The organism is Rhodosalinus halophilus (genome assembly GCF_003298775.1).
GTDB classification, from domain to species: Bacteria; Pseudomonadota; Alphaproteobacteria; order Rhodobacterales; family Rhodobacteraceae; genus Rhodosalinus; species Rhodosalinus halophilus.
Genome location: NZ_QNTQ01000014.1, coordinates 1 through 26,739 on the forward strand (window position 1 = coordinate 1; position 26,739 = coordinate 26,739).

General features: G+C 68.9%; 21 protein-coding genes and 1 tRNA gene. 4 read left to right on the top strand and 18 right to left on the bottom strand.

Going from position 1 to position 26,739, the window contains the following annotated elements:
• Nucleotides 1-379: 379 nt before the first annotated feature.
• The 12 genes from DRV85_RS14010 to DRV85_RS14065 form a co-directional block, all read right to left on the bottom strand.
• Nucleotides 380-1,639, bottom strand: coding sequence for an MFS transporter (locus DRV85_RS14010; RefSeq protein ID WP_113290106.1), 1,260 nt, complete (start codon nucleotides 1,637-1,639; stop codon nucleotides 380-382).
• A 370-nt stretch (nucleotides 1,640-2,009) separates the two neighbouring features.
• A tRNA-Met gene (locus DRV85_RS14015) sits at nucleotides 2,010-2,086 on the bottom strand.
• A 183-nt stretch (nucleotides 2,087-2,269) separates the two neighbouring features.
• A complete protein-coding gene (gene kynU, locus DRV85_RS14020; RefSeq protein ID WP_113290107.1) occupies nucleotides 2,270-3,508 on the bottom strand; it encodes a kynureninase in 1,239 nt (412 codons plus the stop codon).
• A 1-nt stretch (nucleotide 3,509) separates the two neighbouring features.
• Entirely contained in the window at nucleotides 3,510-4,358 is an 849-nt protein-coding gene (locus DRV85_RS14025) for an alpha/beta hydrolase (protein WP_113290108.1), read from the bottom strand.
• A 2-nt stretch (nucleotides 4,359-4,360) separates the two neighbouring features.
• The gene (locus DRV85_RS14030; RefSeq protein ID WP_113290109.1) at nucleotides 4,361-5,146 is read right to left on the bottom strand and encodes a tryptophan 2,3-dioxygenase family protein; all 786 of its coding nucleotides are present in this window, start codon (nucleotides 5,144-5,146) and stop codon (nucleotides 4,361-4,363) included.
• A gap of 56 nt (nucleotides 5,147-5,202) precedes the next feature.
• Nucleotides 5,203-6,816: an alkaline phosphatase family protein gene (locus DRV85_RS14035; RefSeq protein WP_113290110.1), complete on the bottom strand. Its 1,614-nt coding sequence runs from the start codon at nucleotides 6,814-6,816 to the stop codon at nucleotides 5,203-5,205.
• Nucleotides 6,813-8,348, bottom strand: coding sequence for a tripartite tricarboxylate transporter permease (locus tag DRV85_RS14040; RefSeq protein WP_113290111.1), 1,536 nt, complete (start codon nucleotides 8,346-8,348; stop codon nucleotides 6,813-6,815). The genes DRV85_RS14035 and DRV85_RS14040 overlap by 4 nt, the downstream gene beginning before the upstream one ends.
• A gap of 10 nt (nucleotides 8,349-8,358) precedes the next feature.
• Entirely contained in the window at nucleotides 8,359-8,787 is a 429-nt protein-coding gene (locus DRV85_RS14045; RefSeq protein ID WP_113290112.1) for a tripartite tricarboxylate transporter TctB family protein, read from the bottom strand.
• Nucleotides 8,788-8,840: 53 nt separating this feature from the next.
• Nucleotides 8,841-9,800: a tripartite tricarboxylate transporter substrate binding protein gene (locus DRV85_RS14050; protein WP_113290113.1), complete on the bottom strand. Its 960-nt coding sequence runs from the start codon at nucleotides 9,798-9,800 to the stop codon at nucleotides 8,841-8,843.
• 68 nt (nucleotides 9,801-9,868) lie between these two features.
• A complete protein-coding gene (locus tag DRV85_RS14055) occupies nucleotides 9,869-10,765 on the bottom strand; it encodes a universal stress protein (RefSeq protein ID WP_233495532.1) in 897 nt (298 codons plus the stop codon).
• Nucleotides 10,755-12,197 carry a sulfatase family protein gene (locus DRV85_RS14060; RefSeq protein WP_113290115.1) on the bottom strand — a complete coding sequence of 481 codons (1,443 nt, stop codon included), beginning with the start codon at nucleotides 12,195-12,197 and terminating at the stop codon, nucleotides 10,755-10,757. The genes DRV85_RS14055 and DRV85_RS14060 overlap by 11 nt, the downstream gene beginning before the upstream one ends.
• Nucleotides 12,194-12,697: a MarR family winged helix-turn-helix transcriptional regulator gene (locus tag DRV85_RS14065; RefSeq protein ID WP_113290116.1), complete on the bottom strand. Its 504-nt coding sequence runs from the start codon at nucleotides 12,695-12,697 to the stop codon at nucleotides 12,194-12,196. Before DRV85_RS14065 ends, DRV85_RS14060 begins: the two co-directional genes overlap by 4 nt.
• 246 nt (nucleotides 12,698-12,943) lie before the next feature.
• Here DRV85_RS14065 and DRV85_RS14070 point away from each other — a divergent pair, with 246 nt between their 5' ends.
• Nucleotides 12,944-13,615: a LysR substrate-binding domain-containing protein gene (locus tag DRV85_RS14070; RefSeq protein WP_233495525.1), complete on the top strand. Its 672-nt coding sequence runs from the start codon at nucleotides 12,944-12,946 to the stop codon at nucleotides 13,613-13,615.
• A 163-nt stretch (nucleotides 13,616-13,778) separates the two neighbouring features.
• Here the strand turns inward: DRV85_RS14070 and speB are convergent, their stop codons facing one another.
• Nucleotides 13,779-14,804: an agmatinase gene (speB, locus tag DRV85_RS14075; protein ID WP_113290118.1), complete on the bottom strand. Its 1,026-nt coding sequence runs from the start codon at nucleotides 14,802-14,804 to the stop codon at nucleotides 13,779-13,781.
• 116 nt (nucleotides 14,805-14,920) lie between these two features.
• Between speB and DRV85_RS14080 the strand changes: the two genes are divergently transcribed.
• Nucleotides 14,921-15,826, top strand: a complete 906-nt coding sequence (locus DRV85_RS14080; protein WP_113290119.1) for a LysR family transcriptional regulator — start codon at nucleotides 14,921-14,923, stop codon at nucleotides 15,824-15,826.
• A gap of 46 nt (nucleotides 15,827-15,872) precedes the next feature.
• On the opposite strand, the gene DRV85_RS14085 is transcribed toward DRV85_RS14080, so the two are convergent.
• On the bottom strand, nucleotides 15,873-16,805 hold the full coding sequence (locus DRV85_RS14085; protein ID WP_113290120.1) for a tripartite tricarboxylate transporter substrate binding protein: 933 nt from the start codon (nucleotides 16,803-16,805) through the stop codon (nucleotides 15,873-15,875).
• A gap of 257 nt (nucleotides 16,806-17,062) precedes the next feature.
• Here DRV85_RS14085 and soxC point away from each other — a divergent pair, with 257 nt between their 5' ends.
• Nucleotides 17,063-18,445: a sulfite dehydrogenase gene (soxC, locus tag DRV85_RS14090; protein ID WP_233495526.1), complete on the top strand. Its 1,383-nt coding sequence runs from the start codon at nucleotides 17,063-17,065 to the stop codon at nucleotides 18,443-18,445.
• The gene (locus DRV85_RS14095; protein WP_199525946.1) at nucleotides 18,432-19,130 is read left to right on the top strand and encodes a c-type cytochrome; all 699 of its coding nucleotides are present in this window, start codon (nucleotides 18,432-18,434) and stop codon (nucleotides 19,128-19,130) included. The genes soxC and DRV85_RS14095 overlap by 14 nt, the downstream gene beginning before the upstream one ends.
• A 303-nt stretch (nucleotides 19,131-19,433) precedes the next feature.
• Here the strand turns inward: DRV85_RS14095 and DRV85_RS19405 are convergent, their stop codons facing one another.
• The 4 genes from DRV85_RS19405 to DRV85_RS14115 form a co-directional block, all read right to left on the bottom strand.
• Nucleotides 19,434-23,198 carry a peptidoglycan-binding domain-containing protein gene (locus DRV85_RS19405; protein ID WP_233495527.1) on the bottom strand — a complete coding sequence of 1,255 codons (3,765 nt, stop codon included), beginning with the start codon at nucleotides 23,196-23,198 and terminating at the stop codon, nucleotides 19,434-19,436.
• A gap of 550 nt (nucleotides 23,199-23,748) precedes the next feature.
• Nucleotides 23,749-24,501 (bottom strand): maleate cis-trans isomerase family protein, encoded by a 753-nt coding sequence (locus DRV85_RS14105; RefSeq protein ID WP_113290122.1) that lies wholly within the window; start codon nucleotides 24,499-24,501, stop codon nucleotides 23,749-23,751.
• On the bottom strand, nucleotides 24,498-25,664 hold the full coding sequence (locus DRV85_RS14110; RefSeq protein ID WP_113290123.1) for a M24 family metallopeptidase: 1,167 nt from the start codon (nucleotides 25,662-25,664) through the stop codon (nucleotides 24,498-24,500). The genes DRV85_RS14105 and DRV85_RS14110 overlap by 4 nt, the downstream gene beginning before the upstream one ends.
• Entirely contained in the window at nucleotides 25,657-26,700 is a 1,044-nt protein-coding gene (locus DRV85_RS14115; RefSeq protein WP_113290124.1) for a pyridoxal-phosphate dependent enzyme, read from the bottom strand. Before DRV85_RS14115 ends, DRV85_RS14110 begins: the two co-directional genes overlap by 8 nt.
• Nucleotides 26,701-26,739: the final 39 nt, after the last annotated feature.

The following is a 26,739-nucleotide window of genomic DNA, read 5'->3' on the forward strand; positions in this document are numbered from 1 at the left end:
AATCCTACCCCCGCAACCAAACTTTCCTGCAAGATATCAAGGGCTTGGCCCAAGGCGGGGCGCGAACTGCGCGCCCATTCCGTGTTGCAGAGCCTTCCCGAACACTCCCCAAAGATTCCAAAGGCTTACGATCAGCCCCGATTCCACCGTGCAACACGGATGCGACACGGGAGCGGGGCCGATGTTCGCGGTTCAACGTGCTTGCCCACGCGCGGCCGCTGCCCTTGGGGTCGCTTCTATGCTCTGACGCTTCGCCGCGCAATGTGTCGACCATTGCGAGTGCAGCGCAGAGGACGTCGACCGCTGCCACGTCGGGACACTGGATCACTGACACGCGCGCCTGTGCGACGTCACGCCATGGCGTGCGACGGGGCTTGGATCAGTCGGGCCGGTCGTCGCCGCTCTCGGCCTGCTCGGCTGACCAGACACCTGCCGCCTCCACGGCCACAGGCGAGGCGGTGGGCAGTACGCCCAGGTAGCTTTCGGTGTCTTCGACAGGCCCGCTCGCGCGCTGCGTCATGCGATAGAGCGCGTAGAGCGCGATGAGCAGAAAGGTGGCGCCCAGCACGATCCAGAAACCATAGGGTCCGACCGCCTGCATCGCCCAGCCCGCGGCCAACGGACCTGCGATCGCGCCCAGTCCGAAGGTGAAGACGAGCCCGCCGGAGGCGGCCGGCATGTCCTCGACCGAGAGGTAGTCGTTGGTGTAGGCCAGCAGCAGCGCGTAGAGCGGCGTCGTCACGCCGCCGGCGAGGAAGGCCGCGGCCATCAGCAGCCAGAGATCGCCGCCCGTCGCCCAGCCTGCCGCGCAGGAGGCGGCGCCGAGGGCTGCCGACCCGAAGATAAGCTTGCGCCGGTCCATCCGGTCCGAGAGCCATCCGATGGGAAATTGCAAGAGCAGCGCGCCGGCGAAGAGCATCGCCACGAAGAGCGCGATCTGCGCGGCCGACAGCCCGATCTGCGTGCCGAAGACCGCACCCATGCCGGACTGGGTGGCGTAGACGCTGCCCAGCAGAAAGATGCCCACTGTGCCCAGCGGCGAGCCTGCGAAGAGCGTGCGCAGCGGCATCGGCCGCGTGACCTCTGCCGCGGGCACCGGCGTCGCCGACAGAAGGATCGGTGCGAAGGACAGCGACACGAGGATCGACGCGCCGATGAAGAGCACCGAGGTGCCCGCGTCGCCCAGCGTGAGCAGCCCCTGCGCCCCGATGATGCCCAGCGTCTGCGCGATCATGTAGGCCGACAGCACCGTGCCGCGCGTCTCGTTGGTGGAGGCGTCGTTCAGCCAGCTTTCCGCCACGACGTAGACGCCCGACATGCAGAAGCCGATCAACAGCCGCAGCACCGTCCAGGCCCAGGGCTCTGCCAGCAGCGGAAAGGCGATCAGCCCGGCCGACATGAAGCTGCCGAGGGCCGCGAAGACGCGCACGTGCCCCACCCGCCGGATCAGGACGGGCGTGTAGCGCGCGCCCGACAGGAAGCCCACGAAATAGCCGGAGGTGACGACGGCGAGCTCCGCGGCCGAGAACCCCTCGATCCCGCCGCGCAGGCCGATCAGGGTGAAATGCATGCCGTTGCCCAGCATGATGAGCACGATGCCGAGCAGAAGCGCCCAGACCCCGAACAGCGTTTGAGACATGATGCGGGCCCTCGCACTGTCGGATCCTCGTGTTGGCCGTCATCTGTCACGATCCTGTCGCCGGGGATGTTTCTGCAGCGCCGCATGGACATCCGTTCGCGACAGCCTTCTGGACGGTTTGCCTGTGGCGTGGCAGGACGACCCGACCGTGCGCGCCGCAGACAACGCCTGGAGACCGACCGCGCCGGAGGGCAACGCTTCCATGGATCGGAGGCCCATCGTGCTCGAACGACGGGGCAGGGTCACCCGGCCATGTGGGCCGCCCGGCGTCAGATTTCGGATGGCCCTGGCGAGCGAGGACAGGGATGACAGCCGCTGCAAGAGATCTTCGTCAGATCCCGTGCCCGTCACTGTGCAGCCTTTTGGCAGTTGGTAGCGGAGGAGGGACTTGAACCCCCGACACGCGGATTATGATTCCGCTGCTCTAACCACCTGAGCTACTCCGCCACGAGCGATGTGCGAGATAGGCGAGCCGGCTGCGGGGGTCAAGCGGAAAAGGGGATATGTGTTTCGGGTGCGTGCACGAGTTTGGCGGCACGTAGCAACAACGCTGGTGTCTTGCGAAGTCGCATGGGTCTATCCCCGCGTGTGCGGGGGAACCGTCTGGAAGCCCCGGCGCAGGTTCCACGCTCAGGTGACCACAGTGCGCTTTCTGAACGCCGGCGCATCCCACCTTCGTTCGACGAGGATATCGCGCAGGCGTACGGCGGCCTGATACACTTCGGTGAACGTCAGATAGAGGGGAGCGAAGCCGAAGCGCATCGTATCGGGCGCGCGGAAGTCCCCGATTACACCTTCGGACGCCAGCGCCTGCATGATCTCGAACCCGCTCGCGTGCCGGAAAGAGACGTGACTGCCCCGACGATCGCAGTCGCGGGGAACCGCGAGTTGCAGGCCCAGGTCACGGCATTCGGTCTCTACCACCTCGATGAAGAAGGCCGTCATGCGCCGGCCTTTTTCGAACAGCGCCGCGAGATCCACGTCGTCCCAGATCGCGAGCGCCTCGTCCAGCGCGGCAAGGCTCAGGATCTGGGGCGTTCCGCAGACGAGTCGCCGCGCGCCGGGCGCGGCCGCATAGTCGCGCTCGAACCCGAAAGGGGCGAGGTGCCCCATCCAGCCCGACAGGGGCTGACGGACCTCGGGATAGAAGCGCGAATGGATCCACGCGAAGGCCGGCGCGCCCGGACCGCCATTGAGATACTTGTAAGTGCAGCCCACGGCCATATCGGCGTCGGCCGCGACCAGGTCGACGGGAACCGCGCCCGTGCTGTGCGACAGATCCCAGAGCACCAGTGCCCCGGCGGCATGGGCTGCCGCGTTCACGGCGGCCATGTCCCGGATTTCGGCGGTGCGATAATCCACATGGCTCATCAGCACGACGGCCGTTTCCGCGCCGATCCTGTCGGACAGGGCTTCGCCGGGCTCGAGGAAGCGAAGCTCTGCGCGCTCGACGAGACCGGCGAGCCCGGAGGCGATGTATGTATCGGTCGGAAAGTTGTCGCCTTCGGCAAGGATCACGCTCCGACCCGGGCGCAGGTGCAGCGCGGCGGCGAGACATTTGAAGAGATTGGCGGATGTGCTGTCACCCACGGCGACCTCGCCCCGTCCGACGCCGATCAGCGGCGCAATCCGGTCGCCCGCCGTCATGGGCAGATCGAACCAGCCGGCGCCGCCCCAGCTTCGGATCACTCCCTCGGCCCATTCCTTCGAGGCGGTGCGCGCCAGGCGGCTCGCGACCGAGTGCTGCATGAGGCCGAGGGAGTTGCCGTCAAGATAGATGACGCCGTCGGGCAGGATGAAGCGGCTTCTGAATCCCGCCAGCGGATCGGTCCGGTCGAGTGCTTCGGCGCGCGCGGCGAAATCGGCCATGTCAGGCTCCCATCTCGAGAATGTGGCGGAAGGTCGCGCTGCGAGGCCGAGCAAGCTCCTGAAGGATATCGAAATGATCGCGCCCCGGCACCCGCTCGACGGTGAGGCCGGGCAAGGCGTCTGCCCAGGCGTCGGCAAGCCCGGTGGTCTGACGCAGAAACGCCTCTGTCTCGTCGGCGCCCACGACGAGGCGCAGCTCCACCGGCGCAGGTTCGCGCAAGAGCGGCGACAGCCGGTCGATGTCCTCGCCGTCGAGGCCGAGTGCGGCATCGACATAAGACCCCGCGATCGGAGCGAGGTCATAGACACCGCTCAGCCCGACCATGCCGCGTATGCCGGGCAAGTCGCCGGCCAGGCCGCACACCGCCGCCGCGGCGAGATGCGCCCCGGCCGAGTGACCGACGAGCACCAGCCGGTCCGGATCGATGCCGTAGCCATCGGCCCTCTCTCGCAAGGTCCGCAGCGCGGTGCCCATCTCCTCCACGATGTCTTCGAGCCGGACCTCGGGCGCCAGCGAGTAGCCGAGGGCGACATGCGCCCATCCCGCATCGGTGAAGGCCCGGGCGGCGAAGCCGGAGCCGGCCTTGGACCCTTCCTGCCAGAAGCCGCCATGGATGAAGACGATGCAGGGCAGGGCGGTCCCTTCCGCGGGCGCGGTCACGTCGTAGAGCGCGCGAGGCCGCTTCCCGTAACGCTCGTCCACCATGCGCCGGAGGCCGTTTCCGACAAGCCGCGCCGTCTCGGCCTCGTTGTGAAGCAGCTCGCGTTCCGCATCCTTTGCCGAGAGGCTCGGCGAAAGCTGACGGTCGAGCTCGATCCTGCTGATGTCGTCGAAGGAAACGCGCGCCATGTTCAGTCGTCCGCCGCCATGACCTCGCCGCCTGCGTCGGCGGTGAGCTCGTTTCGGAATTCGAAGAGCTCGGGGAAGAAGACGTAGCCGGTGGTCGTTGCGAGATAGTCACGGAAGTAGGTACCGCCGGTGCCCTTGGCGCGGATACCGATCTGCCGGCGCACCATCAGGATGTGGTTCTGCCGCCACGACTGGAAGCGCCGGTCGATCTCGAAGGCCGTCTCGGCCAGCCTGAACAGATCGTGCCGGCGCCACCGGTCGCGGTAGACGTCGAGAAGCGTGGCGTCATGCCGCGCGAAGGCCTCGAAGAAGGCACCGCGCAGGGTCCGCGGATGCGCGCCAATGAGGCCGGGCCACAGGCGCTCGGTGCGCCGCACGTAGTCATCGCCCGCAGTTTCGTGCAGGCCGATCATGACCTCGACCTGCCGGAACTGACGCGACTGCATGCCGGAGGCGCCGGTCAGCTGGCCGCGGAATTCGGCGAAATCCGCCGCGCTCATCGTCTCGAGCACGGTCCAGTGAGCCTCGGCGAGCTTCAGGATCTCGGCTATGCGCCCCATCAGCCAGGTCGCCTGTGCGAGGTCGTCCGCGTCGAGGAGGGCGATGATCCGCTCGAGGTCGAAGATGATCTGCTTGAACCAGAGCTCGAGCACATGGTGCACGGTCACGAAGAGATGCTCTTCCGGATGCGGCGTGACCTGCCGCATCGTGCTCAGCAAATGGTCGAGCCGCAGGTGGTAGATGTAGTCGAACTGCGCTTCGTCCGTCGATTGATCGTCCTCTGTCATCGTCTGCGCTTTCCCCTTCCTTCTCCACAAGTCCGGGCACCCGGCGCCCGCATGTCTCAGTTGCCCCCGTGCCCATCGCGCTCCGCCTCCGCGACGTCGTCCTCGTCGATGAAACCGATCCAGATGCCGGCGTCGAACTCGCGCGTCGACGCCGCCTCGATCTCGGCGTCCGAGCGTGTGACGCGGTTGTGGTGCCGGGTCGCCCAGTCGAGGAGCAGCTCGCAGAGCCGCGTCCGCACCGCCGCATGGTCCGGATCGCGGCCAAGGTCGTGCAGCTCATCAGGATCGGCATCGAGATCGTAGAGCATGGGCGGAAAGCCCACGGCATGGATCATCTTCCAGCGCCCGTCGAACACCATGATCAGCCGACTGTCGGCGATCTCCTGTCCGAGCGTCCGGCGCGTGAGGCGGAAGGCGTAGTCGTATTCGCTGAACACGGCCGCGCGGGGCGTCTGGTCTGCGCCGCGGAGGGCGGGCAGAAGCGAATGGCCTTCGAGAATGTGCGAAGCGACCTCGCCCTCATACCAGTCGACGAAGGTGGGAACGAGGTCGATCGCCTCCACCAGAGTCTCCGACACGGTCCCACGGGTGACGTCGGCCGCCCGGTCGGGATCGACGACAATGAGCGGAATGCGCACCGAGGCATCGTGGAACAGCTCCTTTTCCCCGAGCCAGTGGTCGCCCAGATAGTCGCCGTGGTCCGAGGTGAAGACGATCAGCGTATCCTCGGTCAGCCCCCGCGAGTCGAGATGTGCCATGAGGCGTCCGATCTGGTCGTCGATCTGCCGGATCAGGCCCATGTAAGCCGGAATGACCTTTCGCCGCACCGCTTCGTCGCTGAAGGCTCTCGAGACGCGGTGCTGCTGGAAGCCGGCGAGCACGGGATGCGCGTCCCGCCGTTCAGCCTCGCTTCGAACAGGGGGCGGGACGTCTTCGGGGCCATACATGCTGGCGTAGGGTTCCGGCACGACGTAGGGCCAGTGCGGCTTGATGTAGCTCAGGTGCAGGCACCAGGGCCCCTCGGTCTCATCGATGAACTCGATCGCCCGCGAGGTGGTCCAGGGCGTCTCGCTGTCGGGTTCGGCGACCCGCGCGGGTCGGTCGTTGTGGCCCAGGAGCCAGCCTGACAGCACTTCGCCATCATCTCCTTCGGCCGAATTGGCCCATGTTTCCCACGGGTTTTCGTCGTCGTAGCCGCGCGCGCGCAGATACGCGTTGTAGTTCTCCGGCCGACGCCGCCCTCGCGACGGGTAGAGGCCGTCGAACCGCTCCCACACCTCGAAGCCGCATTCCGCGACGCGGGCGCCGATCACCGAGTCCGGCGCGATGCCCAGCCGCGCCATGCCGGCGCGGTCTGCCACCATATGCGTCTTGCCGCAAAGGACGGATCGGACGCCGAGCGGTGCGAGGTGTTCGCCCAGCGTCATTTCGCCCACCCGCAGCGGGGAGCCGTTCCATGTCGAGCCGTGGCTGCGGACGTAGCGTCCGGTATAGAAGCTCATCCGGCTCGGCCCGCAGATCGGGGATTGCACATAGGCCCGGTCGAAGCGCACCCCGCGCGCCGCGAGCGCGTCGATATTTGGCGTCTCCAGCGTCGGATGACCCGTGCAGCCCAGGTAGTCGAACCGGAGCTGGTCACACATGATGAAAAGGATGTTGCGTGCGGTCATGAGGGTGAGGACGTCCTGTTCCGGGCTGCACGGCGACGGGCGCGTCGCGGCACCTCTATGCCCATCCACCAGATCACGAGCAGGGTCAGGACGAACAACGCCAGCGCGACGGGGTGCCCGACGAAGGCGCGCGGATCGCCATCCGTGAGTATGAGCGTCTGCGCCAGCGAAAGCTCGAAGCGCGGACCGAGAAAGAAGGCGATGATGAAGACGACGACCGGGTAGCCCAGGCTGCGCATCGCGTACCCCAGAAGCGCCGCGCCAAGCATGACATGGATCCCGATCATCCCGCCTGCCGCGAGATAGGCCCCGACGAGGCAAAGGATCATCGCCGTCGCATAGATCAGCGCGGCCGGCGCGGTGATGATCCGCGCCCAGAGACGCAGGCCGAAGAGGCCGATTCCGAAATTGAGCATGTTCGCAAGGATCATCGCGCCGAACAGGCCGTAGATCAGCCGGCCCTGCTCCTCGAAGAGCAACGGACCGGGCTGAATGCCCTGGATGATGAACGCCCCGATGAGCAGCGCCGACGAGGCGCTGCCCGGCAGACCGAGCGTGAGCAGCGGGATGAAATCGGCGCCGGCCACTGCGCTGTTGGCGGATTCCGTGGCCGCCACGCCCTTGATGTTGCCCTTGCCGAAGCTCTCCGGGTTCTCGGCGGCCTGTTTGGCGGAGGCATAGCTGAGAAAGGCGGCCGCGGTGGAGCCTGCCCCTGGGATCGCGCCGATCGCCGTTCCGAAGAGCGCACCGCGCATCAGCGCGAAGCGGCACGACCAGTATTCGGCCCAGGACACGCGCCTGTCTTCGGCCGGCTGCTTGGGGTCGAAATGCACGGTGGGGCGGCCTCCCGTCCGGGTCTCCGCCACGCGGCGGAAGATCTCGGAGACGGCCAGTGCCCCGATCGCCACAGAGGCCACCGGCAGGCCGTCGAAAAGCTCGAACTCGCCGAAGATGAGCCGGGGCGAGGCATGTTCGGGGTCGGCCCCGACCGATGCGAGCAGTATCCCGAGCGCAACCGCAATCAGCCCCTTGGTCACCGAGTCCCCGAGCAGGCCGGCGATCACGGAGAAGGCGAAGATCATCAGGGCGAAGATCTCCACCGGCCCCATTTTCAGGGCGACCGCGGCGAGCGGGACAGCCACGGTGATCAGCACGATGTCGCTGAAGGTGTCGCCGGTGATGGAGGAATAGAGCGCCATGCGCAGCGCCTTCAGCGGCTTGCCCTGTTTCGTCATCGGGTAGCCGTCGAGAGCCGTGGCGGCGGCATCAGGCGTGCCCGGGGTGTTGATCAGGATCGCCGGGATCGCACCACCCACCGAACCGCCCTTGTTGATCCCGACCAGGAACCCGATCGCGGCAAGCGGCTGCATCACGAAGGTGAACGGGATGGCGATCGCCATGGTGATGACCGGCCCGATCCCGGGCATGGCGCCCACGAACTGGCCCAGCAGGACGCCACAGGCGATGAACAGCAGATTTGTCGGAGCGAAGACGTCGCCGAATCCTGCGACAACGGTGGCGAGATCGATCATGGCCTGCGTCCTAGGGCAACGATCGGTCGAGCAGCCGTGTGACCACCAGCCATAGTCCCGGCGGGATCACGGCGACGCTCAGGATCAGCCAGGGCAGCCGGCGCTCGCCCATGAAAAGGCAAAGCGCCAGCGCCAGCCCCGCCGATACGGGGAGGAAGCCGACGCGCGGCAGTGCCAGAACCGCCAGCGTGACGGTGACGAAGACGGCGAGCGCCCGCACCAAACCGCGCGGCGAAGGCGCGTCCACGGGTCTCGCAGCCGGAAGCAGCAGCTGCACGGCGGCCAGCGTGACGATGGCCAGCGCAGCGATCTGGGGGATCGTGCGCGGGTTCAGCGTTCCGTAGTCGATATCCTCGACCTGAGTCGGTATCGCGACCCGGTAGACCGCGAGCCCGGCGAGCAGCAGGCCGAGCGTCGTGAGCCTCTCGATCACCACCATGACGCGCCCTCCGGTCCGGACGCGGGCCGACGAGGGCGCCGGCCCGCGAAGGCCTACTTCTTGCCGCGGCCGGAGGCTTCGACGAGGTTCAGAACCGACTCGGTCCCCTCGCGCATCATCGCGGCCGTGGCCTCGCCGCCCACGTTGACCGGCCGCTGGGACATGCCGCGGATCAGCCCCGCGACCTCCTCCGAGGATACCGCCTCGTCGAGCGCCTGCTCGAGCGCGGACCGCGCGTCTTCGGGCAGACCCGCCGGCGCCGCGACATGGAAATAGGCATCGATCCAGTAGGGATAGCCATGCTCCACCAGCGTCATCCGGTCCGGGTTCGTGGGATCCCGTTCCTTGGTGGCGCTGGCGATCACCTTCATGTCGCCGGCCTCCACATACTGAACGTGCGCGCCCCCGGAGAATCCGGCGTCGACATGCCCGCCAAGGATGCTCTGAAGCGATGCCGCGCCGCTCTTGTGGGGGACGGACTTGAGACCGGTCGGGCTCTGTGCCTCCACCGCCGCCACGACCATTTCCTGCGCCGGCCCGCCGGTCGCGAGAGTGGCGCCGTCGGTCTCGCGGGCATGGTCGAGCAGCTCCGGGAAGGTATCGAACGGCGCGTCGGCCCGCGCGACGATCGAAAGCGGCGCGACCGCGACCGTGCCGAGATAGTCGAAGCTGTCGTTGTCGAACGGAAGCTTGTCGCCACGGACGACGAGATTCATCATGATGGGAAAGGTCACGCCGATCCCGATGGTCTGCCCGTCCGGGTCCATGTGCGCGAGCTGCGAGAACATCGCGACTCCCCCGCCGCCCGGCCGGTTCTCGACCACCACGTCCCAGCCGCGCTTGTCCTCGATGTGCTCGGCCACCTTGCGGGCCAGCGCGTCCACGCTGCCGCCGGTGCCGAAGCCCGAAACGAACTTGATCGGTCCGTCGGGCGCCCAGTCCGCCTGCGCGACGGTGCCGGCCAGAAGTGTCGCCGCCGCGATCGCTTGGGCAATGCCGCTGCGAAGTCTCATGGTGATTTCTCCTCTCTGTCGGTTTCAGTCTTGTTATGTTTCTTGGAACAGCCGCGCCGGACGGTTGGTCAGTGCGACATCAGCACCGGCAACCGCGTCTCGCGCAGAATTCGTTCGGTGACGCCGCCCAGCAGTTCCTCGGCCAGCTTCGGATGCTGGAAGGCGCCCATGACCACGTAGCCGGCTCCGAACTCCTCCGCCGCGTGCAGGATCTGCGTCGCCACGGGCGCACGGCCCGCTTCCCGGTCATGCTGGCGCGCCTCTATTCCGTGCCGGGCGAGGTAACCGACGGCGCTGACGCTTTCGTTGGCCGGCGCCACGTTCCGTCCCGTGACGATCGTGAGAACATCTGCGCGCGCGCTGTCGCGCAGCAGCGGCAGGGCATCGCGAAGCGCGCGCGCCGCCGCGCGCCCACCGTCCCAGGCGACAAGCGCGGGGCGGCCGAGATCATGCCGGGAGGGCATGCCGTCACTCGGCGGCACGACGATCAGCGGTCGCCCGCTCGCGAGCGCGAGCATCCCGCCATCGAGCGCGAGCTCCTGAAGGGGCTCGTGCTCCTCCACCCCGAGGACCGTGATATCGAAGTATCGAGCAAGCCCGCCGGCAAGCCGGTTCGGATCCCCCTCCGCTTCGATCCACTCGCACGCAATGTCTTCGCAGGCCTCGACGCGCCGCGCGAAACGCGCCGCGATCTCCTGCCCGCGCGTCGCGATCGCCTCGATCAGGGTCTTGCGTGCCGACTGCGACAGCCAGGCCGGAAAGTGCCGCGATGCGTCGGACCGGCCATGCGCCAAAAGGCCCGTCAGCCGCGCGCCGTGCCGCCGGCACAGGGCGAGCGCAAGACCGAGCGCGGCGTCCGAAGATGCGCCGCCGCGATAGGGCACGAGAACCGAGGCAATGCTCATGGCATAGCTCCGTGACCGACCATCGGCATCTCTGAGGGGGCGGCGTCGCTCATTGCCCACCTCCAAGCGGCGTCGGCGTCGCGCCGGTGTTGCCGAGGCCCAGGGCCGCCTCACGGCCGCCGTGCCGCTCGATCAGCGCGGCCTGATCGGCCTTGGCGCGCGCATCGACATCCTCTGGGTCGCAGATTGCGAGGAGTTCGGCGTGCAACTCCGCAATCGTCCCAGCGCGGGCCGGATCGGCGGCGAGATCGCGGGTTTCACCCGGATCGGTCTGCATGTCGAAAAGCTCTGGGGGGAAGCCGACGTAGTGGTTGTATTTCCACCGGCCCTTGCGGATCATGAAGGCGCCCGAGACCGCGCCGACCGCGTGGTATTCGCTGAAGACGACGCGGTCGCGTGGCACGGCATTGTCAGGCAGAAGCGAGAGGCCTGCACGGTCGGCGGGCGGCGTGACGCCCGCGACGTCGAGGATGGTCGGATAAAGGTCGATCAGGCTGACCGGGCCGTCCTCGACCCGGCCAGGCGTGACCCCCGGACCCGTCATCACGAAGGGCACCGCGACCGAGCCGTCGTAGAGCGTCGACTTTCCCCAAAGCCCGCGGTCGCCCAGGTTGTCCCCGTGGTCGCTGGTGTAGACGAAGCCGGTGGTCTCCCCCAGCCCTGCCTCGTGCAGCGCCCGATGTATGCGGCCCACGTTCTCGTCGAGGTAGGAGCAGAGCGCATGATACATGCGCACGGCTTCCGCCCGCTCTCCCGCATCGCGGAAGTCCGCGTCATGCGGGTGGAAATCATGCATCGCCTGAACCCAGGGATGCCGCCGATAGCCCGCTTCCGGCCGGAGCGCCGGCGCCGGGAGGCTGCCCGGCGGGTAGAGCGCAGCAAAACGCTCGGGGGCGACCAGCGGGAAATGCGGACTGACGAGCCCCACGAAGAGCACCCAGGGCGCGTCCTCGGGATGACGCGCATGCAGCCACGCTTCCGTCCGTTCGGTCACGGCTGCGTCGTAGCGGGAATAGTCCGTCTCTCCGGGCCCGACGTAGTCGCCGATCATGCGGGGCCGATCGCGGCGTGGAAGTTCGGGCAGCGGATCGCGGACCGACCCCCAGATCATTCCAGTGCCGCCCGTGACATGCATGGGCAGATGCTGCCGCGCAAAGCCGGTATCCGCTTCCGCGTCGCAGTAGTGCAGCTTGCCGATCGATTCCACCTGCACGCCGGCGGCCCGCAGCGCATGACCCCAGCTCGGCACGCGGCCGTCGTAGGCCATGGCGTTGTCCCAGTAGCCGGTCCGGTGCGGATAGAGGCCGGTCGCCATCGCCGCGCGCGCCGGCACGCAGATCGGACTTGGCGTCACGGCACAGCGATAGCGCCGGCCCTGCGCAGCGATGCGGTCCAGGTTGGGGGTGCGGACATGTCGATTGCCGTAGGCGCCCATGTGCGAGGCGCGGTGCTCGTCCGAGACGACAACGACCAGGTTGCGCATGCCGCTCATTCCCGCCCCTCCTCGAGCTGCGCGCGGACCCTCCGCAGCAACTCGTCGAGCATCCGGTCGAAGACGTCGATCTCGTCCGGAGAGAAGCCGCTCATCAACTCTTCCTGGCGTTCCATCGCAGCCGGCAGCGCCGCTGCGTAGAGATCCTCGCCGGCATGGCTGAGACTGAAAAGCGTGCTGCGCCGATCCTCGATGTTGGGGCGCATGCGGACGAGCCCGCGCTCGACCAGACTCTCGATGGTGCGGCTCACCTGCGCCCGATCCATGAAGACGCGCTCCGCGATGCCCGTCACCGGCAGTTCGCGGAAATGCCCCAGCGTCGAGACCACGCGCCACTGCGGCATCGTCAGATTGAATTTCTTCGTGTAGCGCCGCCCTCCCTCGGTCGCGAGCAGCCTGCTCAGCAACGAGATGCGGTAGGTGAAGAAGCGCGAAAGCGCGCTCGGCGCTTCCCTTTCCTCTGCGGCCTTGCCCGCCGTGGTCTCGTGTTTCGACGTCATGGCGCAACGGTAGACAAGATAAACGTGACAAGTCAACGATTCGCCGGGCGGGTATGTGCATCGACAGCGCTGCTGCTGATCGCGCTTAGCGGTATGGGGCAAAGTATTATCGGTGGGGGCTCGGGTAATGGCAGCTACAATGTCCTGTTCTGATCAAGAGCGAGACTTGGCACGTATATGAGTCGGAGCGGCAGGCATGAGTGTGTTTGCCGCTGGTATGACGAGGGAAGGCCGACCATTCCGAGTATGGCGACAAACCTGATCCGGGCCTTCGTGCAGCCGGGCACCGAAGGACAGGCGCATGTTTGTGAGATGGCGAGCCGGGAGCACGTTTGTTCACCCTCGGCAGGATGGGCCGGACTGATCGCTACCCCCGCCGACCGGCTGCGCGAAGGCAGGATGGACATCGCGGTGCTCTTCAACGTCTCCGGGACGGAAGACTATTCCGCCGAACCCCCGGCGACGGAGCGGCTGCACCTGGTCGGTCACCCTCGGGACATGGCGACTCTCGGCCCGACAGTCGCCGCACGGGAGCTGCGCGACTTGCCGCTTGTCCTGACTCCGCTGCCCCACGGTCTGAGGCTACTTCTCGACCGTTGGTCGAACGATGCAGGGATCGCGTTGAACACGCGCTTCGAGCTCAACGCGCCCTCGGCCCTGATGCGCATGGCCGGGGAAGGCATCTGTTACACGATCGTGTCCCGTGCCGCGGCACAGGACGAGGTGAGGGCCGGGCGGCTTGCCACGTCCGAGATCATCGATCCCCCGATCGAACGGCTGGCATGTCTGTGCGAATCGAGGCGCCGCCCCAGCGATCCCGCACGGGCGGCAGTGCTCGATCTCGCCAGGGCGACAGCGCTTCGGCTCGCAAGCGAAGGGATATGGCCGGCGACGGTGCGCTCGCGTGAAAGCCGATAACGGCGGTGGCGCGGGCGTGACCATGAGGTTCGGCTGCTCCAATGTCTTTCTGGTGCCACCAGCGTCAGCCTTGGCCCAGGCCTTTTGCGGCGTTCCAGACGCCGGTGGGGCGCAATGCGAGCCGGGATCGTCCGCGGAGAAACACCGCGGCTCGCAGTGCTGATCAGCCCCGTTGCCGAAGCGAATGTGCTTCCGCCAGCAGGCAGAGGATCTCCCAGAGCATCGTCGCGGCGACCAGCGCGGTATTGCCAGACCGATCAAAGGGCGGCGAGACTTCCACGACATCGCCGCCGACGAGATTCAAGCCGCGAAGGCCGCGCAGAAGGGTCTGGACTTCGCGCGGGGTGAAGCCCCCGACTTCGGGCGTTCCGGTCCCTGGGGTGAAGGCGGGATCGATGCTGTCCACATCGAAGGAAACATAGGTCGGTCCGTCGCCCACGATAGAGCGGACCTCGTGCAGCACGGCGTCACATCCGAGCGCCTGGAACTCCTCGATGTGGATCACGCGCATCCCGCTGTCGTAGGAGAAATCCCAGTGGGGTTCCGCGCGTCCGCGGATGCCGATCTGGACGGTCCGCTCGGGGTCCAGAACGCCCGACAGCGCGGCATTCCGGAACGGGCCACCATGGTGGAAGCGCGATCCGTTGAACGGGCCGCCGGTATCGGCATGGGCGTCGATATGGACAAGGCCGACCGGCGCGTCCCGGCCGACGGCCTTCAGGATCGGATAACTGATCGAGTGGTCCCCGCCGACGCTCAAGGGCACGAGTCCCTGATCGGCTAGCGCCTGGAAATAGGTCTCGATTTCCTCGGTCGCGCGCTCCAGGTCGTAGGTGCTGGCAATCGGGACATCGCCACAGTCCGCGAAGCGGGAGATCGCTGCCGGAATGATTCCCGTGGCATGATGCTTCGGCCCCGCGGCCATCGCCGAGAGCTCGCGCACCTGCTGAGGGCCGAAGCGCGCGCCGGGCCGGTTCGTCACACCCAGATCGAAGGGAACCCCGACAAGAGCGATATCCAAAGGCTCCCCGGGCTGGCGGAGGTCGGCCTTCAGTAAGGTGCAAAGACCTGCATAAGGCGCCACATGGCTTCGCTCTGCGCCGCTGTTCCGCAGATGTTCGGCGAGTGTGCGATCATTCAGATCGGTCTTCTCCGACAACTCCCGAAGCCGCGCAAGCCTGTCCGGCATCCTGTCCTCCTTCGCTTCGCCCGGGCTCTGCGAAGCTTGATACCTGTCGTGTTGCCCTCGTAGTATCCAAAATAATGGAAGCAAACTTTTGAAAGTATTGTCGTATACGGTGGCTCATGCTTAGCCTGCACGAAACATCCATCCGCAAGCTCAAGATCTTCGTAACGGTTGTCGAACAAGGCGGCTTTTCAGCGGCTCAGAGCGTGCTCGGCACTTCGGCGGCGACGATCAGCCTGCAGATGAAGGAGCTCGAGGCGCAACTCGGCGCGACCCTGTGCCATCGCGGGCGTGCCGGTTTCCGGCTTACGGAGCAGGGGCGCGCCGTCTACGACGCTGCGCAGGATCTTCTGAGTGCATTTGGCAACTTCAATCTGAGTGTCGCGGCGATCCGGGATCGGCTCGTGGGCGAGATCAAGATCGGGATGCAGCCCAACGTCGCAACGAACCCGGATTTCCACATGGCCGATGCGGTCCGCCGGTTCCAGCGACGAGACAATGCTGTCACGTTTCGCATCGAAGAGGCAGGATCCGCAGCACAGGAAGCGCGGACGCTCGAGGGGCGATACGATCTTTCCATAGGATTCTTTCCCAAACGCACGCCCGGTCTGGACTATGTCCAGGTTTTCCGAGAACGCGTGGATCTCTACTGTTCCCGCGATCATCCGCTCGCCGGCGCGAAGGACGAGGCCGAGGCTCGCGAACTCCTTTGCGACACCGCCCTCGTCGATGCAGGTGCGACGCTGTCGCGGATGTTGCCCGGTGTCGAGGCGTCGGTTCGCACCAACGCCCACACCGAGAGCATGGACGCGGCGGCATTGCTCGTTCTGTCGGGGCAGTATGCGGCCTATCTGCCGTCACACTTCGCCGAAACCTGGGCGAGCCGTCGCCTGATCGTTCCGGTCTTGCCAGACGCCTTCGGACAGGATCTCGATTTCTCGCTCATCACGCGACGTGGCGGGCGGGGGAACAATGTGGTCGACACATTCATCGGCGACCTTCTGCTCGCACACGGCATCACCTGAGCTCAGACGCCTGCCCCGCCGGAAAGAGCCATCGCCCCCGCGCTCTTCAGTCGCCGAGTTGTCCGAAGGCCTCGATGTCGTCGCGGATCTGTCGCTCGGCCGCGGCGCGGTCCTTCCAGTAGAGTTCCGCGCCGTTCCCGGCAGCGTAGTCTTGCGCTTCGGGGCTCTCGATCGCCGCTCGCGCGGCCGCCTCGATCTTCGCAATGGCGCTGTCCGGCGTGCCCTCGCGCACGAAAAGCCCGTTCCAAAGCACGATGTCTAGCGAAGGTGCGATTTCCGCGACCGTCGGAACATCGGGAAGCAACCCGAGGCGCTTCTCGGTCACGGTCGCCAGAACCTTCACGTCCTCCATGCAGGGCGCGATCAGCGAGACGACGGAATTGACCACATCGGCATCGCCGGACGCCAGGGTATTGCAGTCCACGTTGTCGAATGCCGCGTCGCTCGCGAACTCGAAACTCATCTCCTCGGCGAGATCCAGCGTCACACGGGTCGGCACCAGAGCGGCGCCGAAGTGTCCGAGCGTCACATCGTTGGTCCGGGCATACTCGGCCAACTCCTCCATGGAATCATATGGCGCATCGCTGCTTGTGGCGATCACGAACGGATAGGTGAGGAAGATGCCGACAGGCACGAACGGATCGGGATCGAGCTGAGGGATGCCGAGCTGCGGTCCGACGACGGGCACGCCCAGCACGAAGGAACCGACCGTATAGCCGTCCGCCGGCGCCATCGCGACCTCGACCGCTCCCGGAAACGGGCCGCCCCCGCCGCCGGGCTTGTTGACCACGGCGGCGGGCACCCCGTTCATCTTCTGGAACTGCTCCGCGATCATCCGCGTCAGAACGTCTTCCTCTCCCCCCGGCGGCCACGGTACGATGAACTCGACGGGCTTCGAGGGATAATCCTCTGCCGCGTGCGCGCCTTGGGCCATCGTCACCAGCACTCCCAGGCAGAGGCTTGCAGCGGTCGTCTTCATCTCTGCGTCTCCCAAAATCCTGTCACGTCTGTCTCGGGCCAGAGAGGGGCGTTGCCCCTACGGCACTTCGATGGACGAAAGGATGAAACGCTGTCACGGTTCGGGAAATCCAAACTTTCGAAAGTTCATTTTTGCAAATATTGATGGGACTGGCTCGGGAACGCTTGTCCCGCTCAATCGTTTCCCCTTCTGCATCGGCAGGGACATCCGCGCATGCGCGCCCCTGCCCGGCGCACGTGGCTGGAGGAGACATTCACATGAAAAAGGACCGCTTCGCATCCCCGCGCTATGGCGTGGCGGAGCGCCGGATGGCCGAGGCCCTCGTCGAGCTCGAGGCCCAGGCGCTCGATCCGCCGACCGAGGAGACCTGCGCCTGCAAGGAGGGCATGTTTCCGGGCCTCAGCCGCCGCAGCCTCCTTGCGGGCGGGGCGTCCCTCGGCGGTGCGATGATCGCGGCCGCGGCGGGCCGGGCGCAGGAGGCGCCCCCGGGCGCCGCGCTGGAGCCCGTGCCAGAGGATCCGACGCGCGTGCAGGGCCAGCCCGTGCTCTCCGAAAACGGCTACGGATCCCGCTCGCAGTTCGAGAGCGAGGTGCGCTGGCGTTATCCCACCGCCACCGCGCACACGAGCTGGTCGATGACCCCGCTCGCTTCGGGCCACGGCATCGTCACGCCCTCGGGGCTGCATTTCGAGCGCCACCACGCCGGCATCCCCACGATCGACCCGCGCGCGCACAGCCTGATCCTTCACGGCATGGTCGAGGAGCCCCTGCGCTTCACGATGGACGACCTGATGCGCCTGCCCGCGGTCAGCCGCATGCATTTCATCGAGTGTTCGGGCAACACGCTGACCGAATGGGAGGAGCCGACGCTCAGGACCGTCCAGGGCACGCATGGACTGACCTCGACATCCGAATGGACGGGGGTGAAGCTCTCGACCCTGCTGGAGATGGCAGGGCTCAGGGACGGCGCCGCCTGGATCCTCGCCGAGGGCGCCGACGCGGCGGTGATGACCCGATCGGTGCCGGTCGGGAAGGTAATGGACGACGCGATCCTCGCCTACGCGCAGAACGGCGAGGCGCTCCGCCCAGAGCAGGGCTATCCCCTGCGCCTTCTGCTGCCCGGCTTCGAGGGCAACATGCAGATCAAGTGGCTCCGCCGGCTCGAGGTCAGCGACACGCCCTACATGACGCGCGAGGAGACCTCGAAATACACCGACCTGATGCCCGACGGCCGGGCGCGGCAGTTCACCTTCGTGATGGACGCGAAATCGGTCATCACCTTCCCCTCGGGCGCCATGCGCCTGCCACGGCCGGGCTACTACGAGATCACCGGTCTCGCCTGGTCGGGACGCGGCAAGGTGGCGAAGGTCGAGGTCTCCGCCGACGGCGGCGAGACCTGGGAAGAGGCCGCGCTCGAGGGGCCGGTGCTCGACAAGTGCCACACGCGGTTCCGCCTGCCCTGGGTCTGGAACGGCGAGGAGGCGGTGCTCCAGAGCCGCGTGACGGACGAGACCGGCTACGTGCAACCGACGCTCGAGGAGTTGGTGGCGGTGCGGGGCACCGACAGCGTCTACCATCTGAACGCGATCCAGAGCTGGCGGGTGGCCGGCGACGGGGAGGTGACCAATGTCCATGCGTAACGTCTCGATTTTGGCGGCCACGGGGGCGGCTTTCGCCCTCGCAAGCCACGCCCAGCAAGCGGATGACGCGCAAGTCCCGCGCCAGGCGGCCGAGCTTCCCCAGCGTCTCGAAGGGACCGGGGAACGCGCACCGGAAACGGTCCCGCGGTCGAGTGCCGAAGAGGGGGCGGAGATCGACCCCGCCGCCTTCCGCTTCGGCCTAGGCCGGCGCGCGAGCGGAGAGGAGATCGCCGCCGTCGACATCGACGTGATGCCCGACGGCCACGGCGCGCCGGAGGGCGGCGGCACCTTCGCCGAGGGAGAGGAGCTCTACGCGACCCACTGCGTCGCCTGCCACGGCGCGGATCTGCAGGGCGTGGAAGGAACCGGCGGCGTCGCGCTCATCGGCGGACGCGGCACGCTCGACACCGACGCGCCCGTTAAGACGGTGGAGAGCTACTGGCCCCATGCCTCGACGCTCTTCGACTACACCCAGCGCGCGATGCCCTTCAACGCGCCGGGCTCGCTCACGCCGGACGAGGTCTATGCGATCAGCGCCTACATCCTCGGCCGCGCCGGCATCCTCGACAAAGGCACCGAGATGGACGCCGCGACCTTCGCGGAGATCGAAATGCCCAATGCCGACGGTTTCTACCGCGCCACGCGCCCCGACACGGGGCCCGGAGAAGCCCCGGACGCCGACTGACGAGGGGCGGCGAGACAGGCGCCCTCGAGGCGCGTCCGAGGCCGCCCCGGCGCTGACGGGGTGGAGCATTGCGTGTCCGGGGGCGTGCAGGATCGGAGTCGCGTTCGGTCTTGTACGCCATCTTTGGGGCGAACCGGATGGTCAGGCAGCGATGTTGCCTCTGCGCCTCGCTGCAAGCCGGGCCACACTTCGTCTTGTAGCGCGGCGGAACGGGGCTGCTCATCAGGTGACCGACCCCTGTGAATTCACGGGATGACTTCCCCGCCGCCCTCTGGGCGCCAACCCCCGGGGGCGGCGCGCGCGTCAGAACTCGATGACCGGCGCGCTCTCGGAGGACGTCTCGGCCGCTGGCGCCAGGGAGTCGAGCCGGACGGCGACGGTCGTCAGCCCCTCGTCATGCCAGACCACGGCCTCCAGGGTTGCGGGGGGAAGCCGGCTTTCGACCCGCCCGAGCGCGTCGCGCCCGGTCTCCAGCGCCTCACCCCAGCCGTGCAGCACCCTCTGCCCGCCGCCGTCCAGATGGCGCAGCCCCCGCGTGAACGGCCCTCTGCCGTAACGCTCCGCCAGCGCGGCGAGCACCGCCTCCGTCATGTCGCCCGGAATGACCTGTCGCAGCGCCGCCTGCGCGACCTCGCCGTCGCGGAAGGTGACGACCATGCAGCGGATGCCAGCCTCTTCGGCGCGGGCGGGCTCGGGCGGCGCGTCGGCCTTGCAGCCCGGATCGCCCGCGGCAATGCGCCCGGCCTCCGTCTCGTGGACCGCATCGGCGCCGAAGGCCGCGCCGAGCGCCGCGACCGCCGCCTCGCGCGCCATCCCGCCCGCGACACCCAGCAGCGCGAAATCGGACGCCTGTTCGCGGTGATCCTTCGGTATACCCAGACGGATTTCCTCGGGCGGGAACACGCGCGCGCGGAGCGCCAGCCCTGCGACCTCGGGATAGACCTTCGCCACGTCCTCGGCCCGCAGGACGAGTGCGACGCCGGTGCCCTCACGCAGCAGCTGCGGCATCTGGCGGAGCGGCACGGCGGTCGCCTGCGCCGGCACCGGCAAGGGGGGCACTTCGCGCCCGAGCTTCTCCCAGTTGTATGGCCGGTCCTGCGCTTCGCGGAGCTGCGAGTGGTAGAAGAAGCCGCTTCCCGTGTCCGGCGTGTAGGCGGTGGCGACCGGCGCGGCGTCGTCGGCCCGGCGCAGCATCACGAAGCGTGCGCCCTCGGGGACGAGTGCGGCAGCCTCGGCGACGGCGGCGGCTTCCCGCGGCGGCGGAAAGGCCGTCACCTCGAGCGGGTGTTCCGTGGCGAGCGTGACCAGCGTGGCGTGGATCTCGGGGCGCGGCAGTCCGGTCCGCTCGCGCGCGCGCCATTGGTCAAGGTCCAGCAGGATCGCCGCGCCCGGCTCCCGACGAAACGCCTCGGCGAGCGCGACCGCCCCCGGCGAGCGAAGGTCCTCCGGCATCGCCAGACCCTCGCTCCGGACGATATTGCTGTAACGGCGCGTCTGGACGCTGTCGCTCAGCACGGTGGAGGGCTCCTCGGTGCCCGGCCGCCGGAGCAGCGCGAGGCCGTCGCCGCTCAGGGCGTCGGCGAGAAACGCCTCCGCCTCGGCGCGGCTGCGCCGAAACGTGGGCTCCGCGGCGGCCGCCGCGCCGTCGAGGGGAAAGCGGTAGAGGACCCGCGCCGGGTCCACGACCGTCGGGACCGCGCCGGGCTCCAGGATCTCGCCCGAGAGCGCCACGGCATGCACGCGCAAGTCGCCATAACTCGTCACCTGCGCGAGCCGCGGACGCACCTTCAGGCGCACGGGCAGGCTGCGTTCGCCCGCGGTCCGCGCCCGGAATGCGTCGAGCTCCGCCGCCGGGAGCCGCACCTCCAGGGCCTCGGCGTTCCTCACCTCGGTGCGCAATGCGCGCGGCGCGATCTCTGGGGCGCGCATCATGTCGGGCGTGGCGAGCGCAAGGCCGGAGACAGAGAAGGACTGCGTGGCGGGATCGTAGTCGCCGAGCCGGACTGTGCCGGTCAGCCAGTAATCGGGCGCGCCGTCGAAGGATTGCGCGTTCGCCGCGGACAGGACATCCTGCAACTGGGCGTGGCGGGCGATCTCGTCCGCCCCGGCCGGATATGAGAGGTACCCCGCGATGACCGGCTCCGGATCGAGGCCGTAGGCCCGCGCTATCGCGTGGACCAGCGTGGCCCTCGGCCTCGGCGTCAGCACGTCGTACTCCGGCGCCGCGGGCGGATCCTCGAAGGCGAAGCGTTCCAGCACCGTGCCGCCGCCCGGCTCGGTGATGGCCGCCTCGCGCGGGCGCGCGGATATGACGAGGAGCGGCGGCCCGTCCTGGGTGGCGAAGGCATGAAGCCCGGTGACCTCGACGCCGACGCGCGCGGACAGGGCGCGTCGTCCGTAGCGATCCGGCGGCGCAGCCACCGCATAGCCGCCGGCCGAGGCGGGGAGCAGGAGATAGACGCCGGCGACGGCGTCGCTACGCGTTGCCAGCGCGACGACGTTCTCCGCCGGAATTGCGAGCGCCGTGGCGAGCCGCATCGCCCCCGCGCGGTCGTAGTTGCCCGCGAAGAAAGAAAAGGTCATGCCGCCCTGCGCGGTCTCCCGCCCGCTCCGCGAGGAGAGCTCGAGACGCCCCGCCGCCGGCGAGTCGGTCCACACGAGCGGGCGGCCGTCCGCGGGCAGGGCGCGCGGCGCTCCGGCGCGGTCGAGCATCGCCGCGACGTCGGCCGGCTCGCTCGGGGACCATGGGCCGGCGTCAGCGCTGCCGGCCGCCCGCACGCGGGGCGTCCCCTGGTGGCGATAGACCACCTCGGTCGGCGAAGCACCCTCGTGGATCACGATGTCGTGCGGCCGCGAGAACGAGAAGGTTGCGACCATCCCGGCCGCGATCTCCCGGGTTTCGAGCGACAGATCCGTCGCGTAGGAGAACAGCAGGCGGCGCGAGGGCGTCGCGGCGACGAAGGCTTCGGCCTCCGCGGCCGGCATCGGCAGGAAACGCGGCCAACCCTCGGCCGCGGGCGGCAACGGCGCGAAGACGGGCTGCACCTCCAGGCCCGGCAGAACCCGTTCGGCCCATGACGCCGAGGGCTGACGGCAATCCCCGTCGAGCTTCAGCGGGAAGCCGCCGCGCTCGAAGTCGTAGGCATCGAGCGCAGCGTTGCAATAGACGCGCAGCGGCAGCGGTTCGGGCAGGCCGCCGGGAAACTGGCCTGGCAGGGCGGCGCGGATCGCGCGGCCGGCGCGGCGCTCCACGAAGGGGTCGCCGCCCAAGTGCAGCAGCATGTCCATCGGCTGCAGCGGGCGCTGGAGCGCTTCCTCCCGCACGCGCCGGTCCGTCGCTTCGTCGAGCAGACCGGCCGGGCTGGCCCCGGCGGACTCGAGAAAGCTCAGAGGGGCCAGCGGCGGCTGGCCGGGCTCGAGCAGCGGCACGATCATGTTGAGAACCGCCCGGTCAAGGTTCCCGCCCGCCGCCTCCGGCAACGCGACGTTCCGCGTCCTGGCGACCGCGAGGTGCCCGTCCACGAAGACAAGGCGGCCGCGGCGTTCGACGCCGGCGCCGCCGGGCGCGAGCGGCGCGGTTCCGTCTGCGGCCGCGCCCTGCGCAGCGACGACTCCGGGCGTCGAGGAGCCTCCGACAGCCTGACCCTGCGCCCCGCCTGCCGCGCCTGCCCCGGTTGACGGGGCGGGCGCGGCGGTCGCCGACCGTTGGCGTGTCGCGCGCAGCGTGCCAAGCATCGTGGCGTCGGCCTGGCCGTCGACCGGAAGCCCCGCGTCGGCCTCGAACGCGCGGATCGCCGCGCGGGTGCGGGGCCCGGTGATGCCGTCGACCGGCCCGGCGTCATAGCCGAGCGCGTTCAGCGCGGACTGGATCTCCCGCGTTCGGGCGCGCTGCTCGGCCCGCTCGGCGGCCGTCGGCCCGCTCGCTTGCGGCGCCGGGGCCGCCTGCCGCGGCGCCTGTTGGCGCTGGCGCTGGAGGCGCTGCTGTTCGAGGCGCATCGCCTCGATGCCGAGTTGCAGGATGGTTCGCCCGAGGTCGTCGGCGACCACCGGAGGCGCCGGTGCGGCCAAGGCCAGGAGGGCTGCCAAGCCCACAACAGGGGTGCGCATATCTATCCTCCGAGGCCGCGATGGTGGTAACAAATTACCACGAATCGCCCCCGATCCCAAAGGTCTCTGGGCACGCCTTGGCGGCCCGATCCGGACGGTGCGCCTTGGCGGCCCGGCGGCTTGCCGCGCCGCGGGCCTCGGGGATCGAGCGTGCGAGCTTGGGCGGCTCAGCGGCGAAAGACGCCGCCGCCCGGCATCCGGACGGGTGCTGCTTGCGCATCCCGCCCCGGGCCTCCGCTGCGCCAGGCCGGCCAAGCCCTCGCCTGCCGCGAGACGCGTCTGGCAGGGCGAAGCTGGAGTTCTCTCGCATGCATCATCCCGGTCTCCGCAGAGCGGCACGGTCTCAGTCCTGACGCCAGCCTGCAGCGGGTCGCGTTTCGGCTTCGCAGACGCGGAGAGACCTTCTCAGGAGTCGGTCGACACCTATCCTGCCTCGGCGGGAGAGCATGTCGCCAGGTGTTCGAGCAGTGCGAACGCCGCGGGATCGAGCGCTCGGCGTCGCGCCCGGCGCTCACGTGATCGCTGATCTTCGCACGAGCCGGCCCGGCGCGTCCCGGGCGAGCGCCGCAGCGGCGAGATGCGCCATGTGCCAGGCCAGCACCTGATTGCTGCTCAGGACGGGGCGCCGGACCTCGGCTTCCAGCGCGTCGATCACGTCGAGCGTGCGCAGGTTGGTGCAGGAGAGGAAGATCGCCTCCGCCCCCGAGTCCGCCGCCCGGCGCGCCGCGGCGCGCACTGAACGGGCGTCGATCCGCGCCACGCGCGCCTCGACCTCTTCGCCGAAGGAGAGCGCGGCGGGCACGGCGAAGCCTGCCGCCTCGAAGGCGCGGCGAATGGGCGCCGCGACGCTCTCGATGTAGGGCGAAACGATGGCGACCGAGCGGGCTTCGAGCGTGCGGAGTGCCGCGAAGGCGGCGGTCAGGGGGTCGGTGACGGCCTGCGCGCCGGTCGCGCCGCGCACCAGCTCTGCGACACGCGCGGCGCCGATCAGCGTCGTGCCGGAGGTGCAGGCATAGCCCACCGCGCCGAACTCTGCAGCCGGTGGCAGCAGTCCGGCAGCCTGCGGCAGCGCTTCCTCCATCTTTGCGATGGTATCGGGATTGAGGTCCGCGCCGGACGGGATGCGGCTGACGTGGAGCGCGACCTCGGGCGGCAGGACGCGGCGGAAGTCCTGCTCCACCGTCTCGTCCACCTGCAGCACGATCAGGCCGAGGGTGCCCTGCGTGCCGATGGCGCCGGTAAGGCTGTAGGGCATGCGGGTCATGCACCGACCACCGGAAGCTCGGCCGGCGCGCGGGTGGACAGCAGTTCCGGCCCGTCCACGCGCAGCACGAGATTCTCCTCGTGCACGAGCAGGCGCCCGGGCGCGACCTCCGCCCCGGGCTCCAGGGTCAGCACCATCCCCTCGCGCAACACGGTGTCGTCCAGCGGCGTGAACGAGGGCCATTCGGTCAGGCTGAGGCCAAGACCGTGCCCCAGCCGCCCCGCGCCGGGCGTGGCGCCCCGCGCGCGCAATTCGTTCGCCAGCAGACGGTGCACGTCGCAGGCGCGCAGGCCGGGCCGCAGCTCCCGCAGCGCGGCGTCGGTGGCGGCGTGAAGCGCGGCGTGGGTGCGTCGGGCAGCGTCGCTGGCGCGCCCCACGGCGAAGTTGCGGTCGAAGTCGCAGTAATGGCCGTCGCGCACCGCCCCGGTGTCGAGCATCAGCACGTCCCCCTGTTGCAGCGCCCGGTCGCCGGCGGGCGAGATCACGTCGCCGTAGCCGTCCCGGCCCGCGCCACCCGCGACGTAGGAGACCCAGTCAGCCCCTTCCTCCAGGAGCGCGACCTGGAACGCGCGGAAGACCTCCGCCATCGTCCGGCCCTCGCCAGCGAACTCCGGCACACGGGCGAAGGCCCGGTCGGCCACGCCGCAGGCCGCGCGGATCCTGTCGATCTCGGTCTCCGACTTGACTTCGCGCACCCGGCGCACCACCGCCGTCGCATCCGTGAAGGTGCGGGGCGCAAGACGCGCCTCCACCAGCGCGTGATCGGCGAGCGGCATGCGCAGATGCGTCTCCGGTCCCATCGGCAGGCCGACGCGGCCCCGCTCGGGCACGATCCCGGTCAGCGCGTCGATCAGCAGGCTCACGCCGTCGTCCTGCGGATCGGGCGCGTCCCAGGTGCGGATGTCCTCGATCCAGGTTCGGCCCATCAGCTCCGCCCCGATCGCCGGGATCACCGCGACGGGCGGCCCGGAGGACGGCACGATCACGAACCAGGGCCGTGTCGGGCTTTCCCAGAAGCGCGTCAGAAAGCCGGTGACGTAGAAGACATCCGGCGGCGTCGTCAGAAGCAGCGCCTCCATCCCTTCGGCCGCCATTGCCCCCTGCAACGCCGAGACGCGCCGCCGGTATTCCCCGGCGGGGAAGATTGCGGAGCGTTCAGCCATCCTCCGGTCCCTCGGTGAGAAAGGCCAATACCCGCGCCTCCGCTCCGATCCCGGGCGCGCCCGCGAGGAGCGCCGCCACCCCCGCCGCGCCGGAAGGCGTGGTCGGCATGCCTTCGGCCTCCAGCGCGCCGACCGCGGCTTCCGCCTCTGCCTCGCTGACAGTGAGGAATAGATCCGCGTCCTGCGCCAGACCCGCCAGAGCGATCATCGAGGGCGTCTTGCAGTCGAGGCGCCCCATCGCGGACACCGGCCCCTCGGTCGTGACCAGCCGCCCGGCGCGGATGCTCTCTATCAGCGCGGGTGCCGCCTCGGGTTCCACCACGACGATGGTCGGCGCGTCGCCCCAGACTGCACGGGCATGGGCCGCGACGGCGGCGGCAAGCCCGCCCACGCCGGCCTGCAGCAGGATGTGCGTGGGCGGCGCGCCGATTTGCTCCGCCGCCTCGGCAGCGAGCTGGAGATAGCCCTCCATCACCCGCCACGGCAGTTCCGTGTAGCCGGGCCAGGAGCTGTCGGAGAGAAGCGTCCAGCCCTGTGTTTCGGCCGCCCGCTCCGCCGCCGCCATACTTTCCTCATAGGTCGCGCCCGCCCGAACGACCTCGGCGCCCTTCGCGCGCAGGCGGGCGGCGAAGCCCTCGGGCACCGTTTCCGCGAGGAAGATTTGCGCCTGCGCGCCGAAGAGCCGCGCACCGGCCGCGACCGACAGGCCATGGTTGCCCGCGCTCGCGGTGACGAAGCTGCGCCCTGCGAGCGCGGTCTCCCACGGGCCTCCCGCCGCGGCGGCTTCCTGCGCGATGGCATAGGCGGCCCCGAGCGCCTTGAAGCTGCCGAGGCCCATCCGCCCGCGCTCGTCCTTGAGAAACAGGCGCGCGGCGCCGGCCCGCGCGGCGAGGCGCGGGCTTTCGACCAGCGGCGTGGGGGCATGGGCGGGGCAGAGCGCCAGCAATGCCGACACAGGGCCAGGATCGGCCGCAGGCAGCGGACCTGTGCCGGCGAGCCCGCGGCCGCGGTACGGATTCTCGAGGACGTTCGGCAAGCATCATCTCCCGCGCTGTCAGCGAGCCTAGAGCGGATT

What these genes read in the sequence shown, in the direction of transcription:
- DRV85_RS14095 (WP_199525946.1), top strand. Translation starts at nt 18,432, where the DNA reads ATGTCCATGCGTAACGTCTCGATTTTGGCGGCCACGGGGGCGGCTTTC.
- DRV85_RS14050 (WP_113290113.1), bottom strand. Translation starts at nt 9,800, where the DNA reads ATGAGACTTCGCAGCGGCATTGCCCAAGCGATCGCGGCGGCGACACTT.
- DRV85_RS14025 (WP_113290108.1), bottom strand. Translation starts at nt 4,358, where the DNA reads ATGGCGCGCGTTTCCTTCGACGACATCAGCAGGATCGAGCTCGACCGT.
- DRV85_RS14010 (WP_113290106.1), bottom strand. Translation starts at nt 1,639, where the DNA reads ATGTCTCAAACGCTGTTCGGGGTCTGGGCGCTTCTGCTCGGCATCGTG.
- DRV85_RS14070 (WP_233495525.1), top strand. Translation starts at nt 12,944, where the DNA reads ATGGCGACAAACCTGATCCGGGCCTTCGTGCAGCCGGGCACCGAAGGA.
- DRV85_RS14080 (WP_113290119.1), top strand. Translation starts at nt 14,921, where the DNA reads ATGCTTAGCCTGCACGAAACATCCATCCGCAAGCTCAAGATCTTCGTA.
- speB (WP_113290118.1), bottom strand. Translation starts at nt 14,804, where the DNA reads ATGCCGGACAGGCTTGCGCGGCTTCGGGAGTTGTCGGAGAAGACCGAT.
- DRV85_RS14040 (WP_113290111.1), bottom strand. Translation starts at nt 8,348, where the DNA reads ATGATCGATCTCGCCACCGTTGTCGCAGGATTCGGCGACGTCTTCGCT.
- soxC (WP_233495526.1), top strand. Translation starts at nt 17,063, where the DNA reads ATGAAAAAGGACCGCTTCGCATCCCCGCGCTATGGCGTGGCGGAGCGC.
- DRV85_RS14035 (WP_113290110.1), bottom strand. Translation starts at nt 6,816, where the DNA reads ATGACCGCACGCAACATCCTTTTCATCATGTGTGACCAGCTCCGGTTC.
- DRV85_RS14045 (WP_113290112.1), bottom strand. Translation starts at nt 8,787, where the DNA reads ATGGTGGTGATCGAGAGGCTCACGACGCTCGGCCTGCTGCTCGCCGGG.
- DRV85_RS14085 (WP_113290120.1), bottom strand. Translation starts at nt 16,805, where the DNA reads ATGAAGACGACCGCTGCAAGCCTCTGCCTGGGAGTGCTGGTGACGATG.
- DRV85_RS14065 (WP_113290116.1), bottom strand. Translation starts at nt 12,697, where the DNA reads ATGACGTCGAAACACGAGACCACGGCGGGCAAGGCCGCAGAGGAAAGG.
- DRV85_RS14110 (WP_113290123.1), bottom strand. Translation starts at nt 25,664, where the DNA reads ATGGCTGAACGCTCCGCAATCTTCCCCGCCGGGGAATACCGGCGGCGC.
- kynU (WP_113290107.1), bottom strand. Translation starts at nt 3,508, where the DNA reads ATGGCCGATTTCGCCGCGCGCGCCGAAGCACTCGACCGGACCGATCCG.
- DRV85_RS14060 (WP_113290115.1), bottom strand. Translation starts at nt 12,197, where the DNA reads ATGAGCGGCATGCGCAACCTGGTCGTTGTCGTCTCGGACGAGCACCGC.
- DRV85_RS14030 (WP_113290109.1), bottom strand. Translation starts at nt 5,146, where the DNA reads ATGACAGAGGACGATCAATCGACGGACGAAGCGCAGTTCGACTACATC.
- DRV85_RS14105 (WP_113290122.1), bottom strand. Translation starts at nt 24,501, where the DNA reads ATGACCCGCATGCCCTACAGCCTTACCGGCGCCATCGGCACGCAGGGC.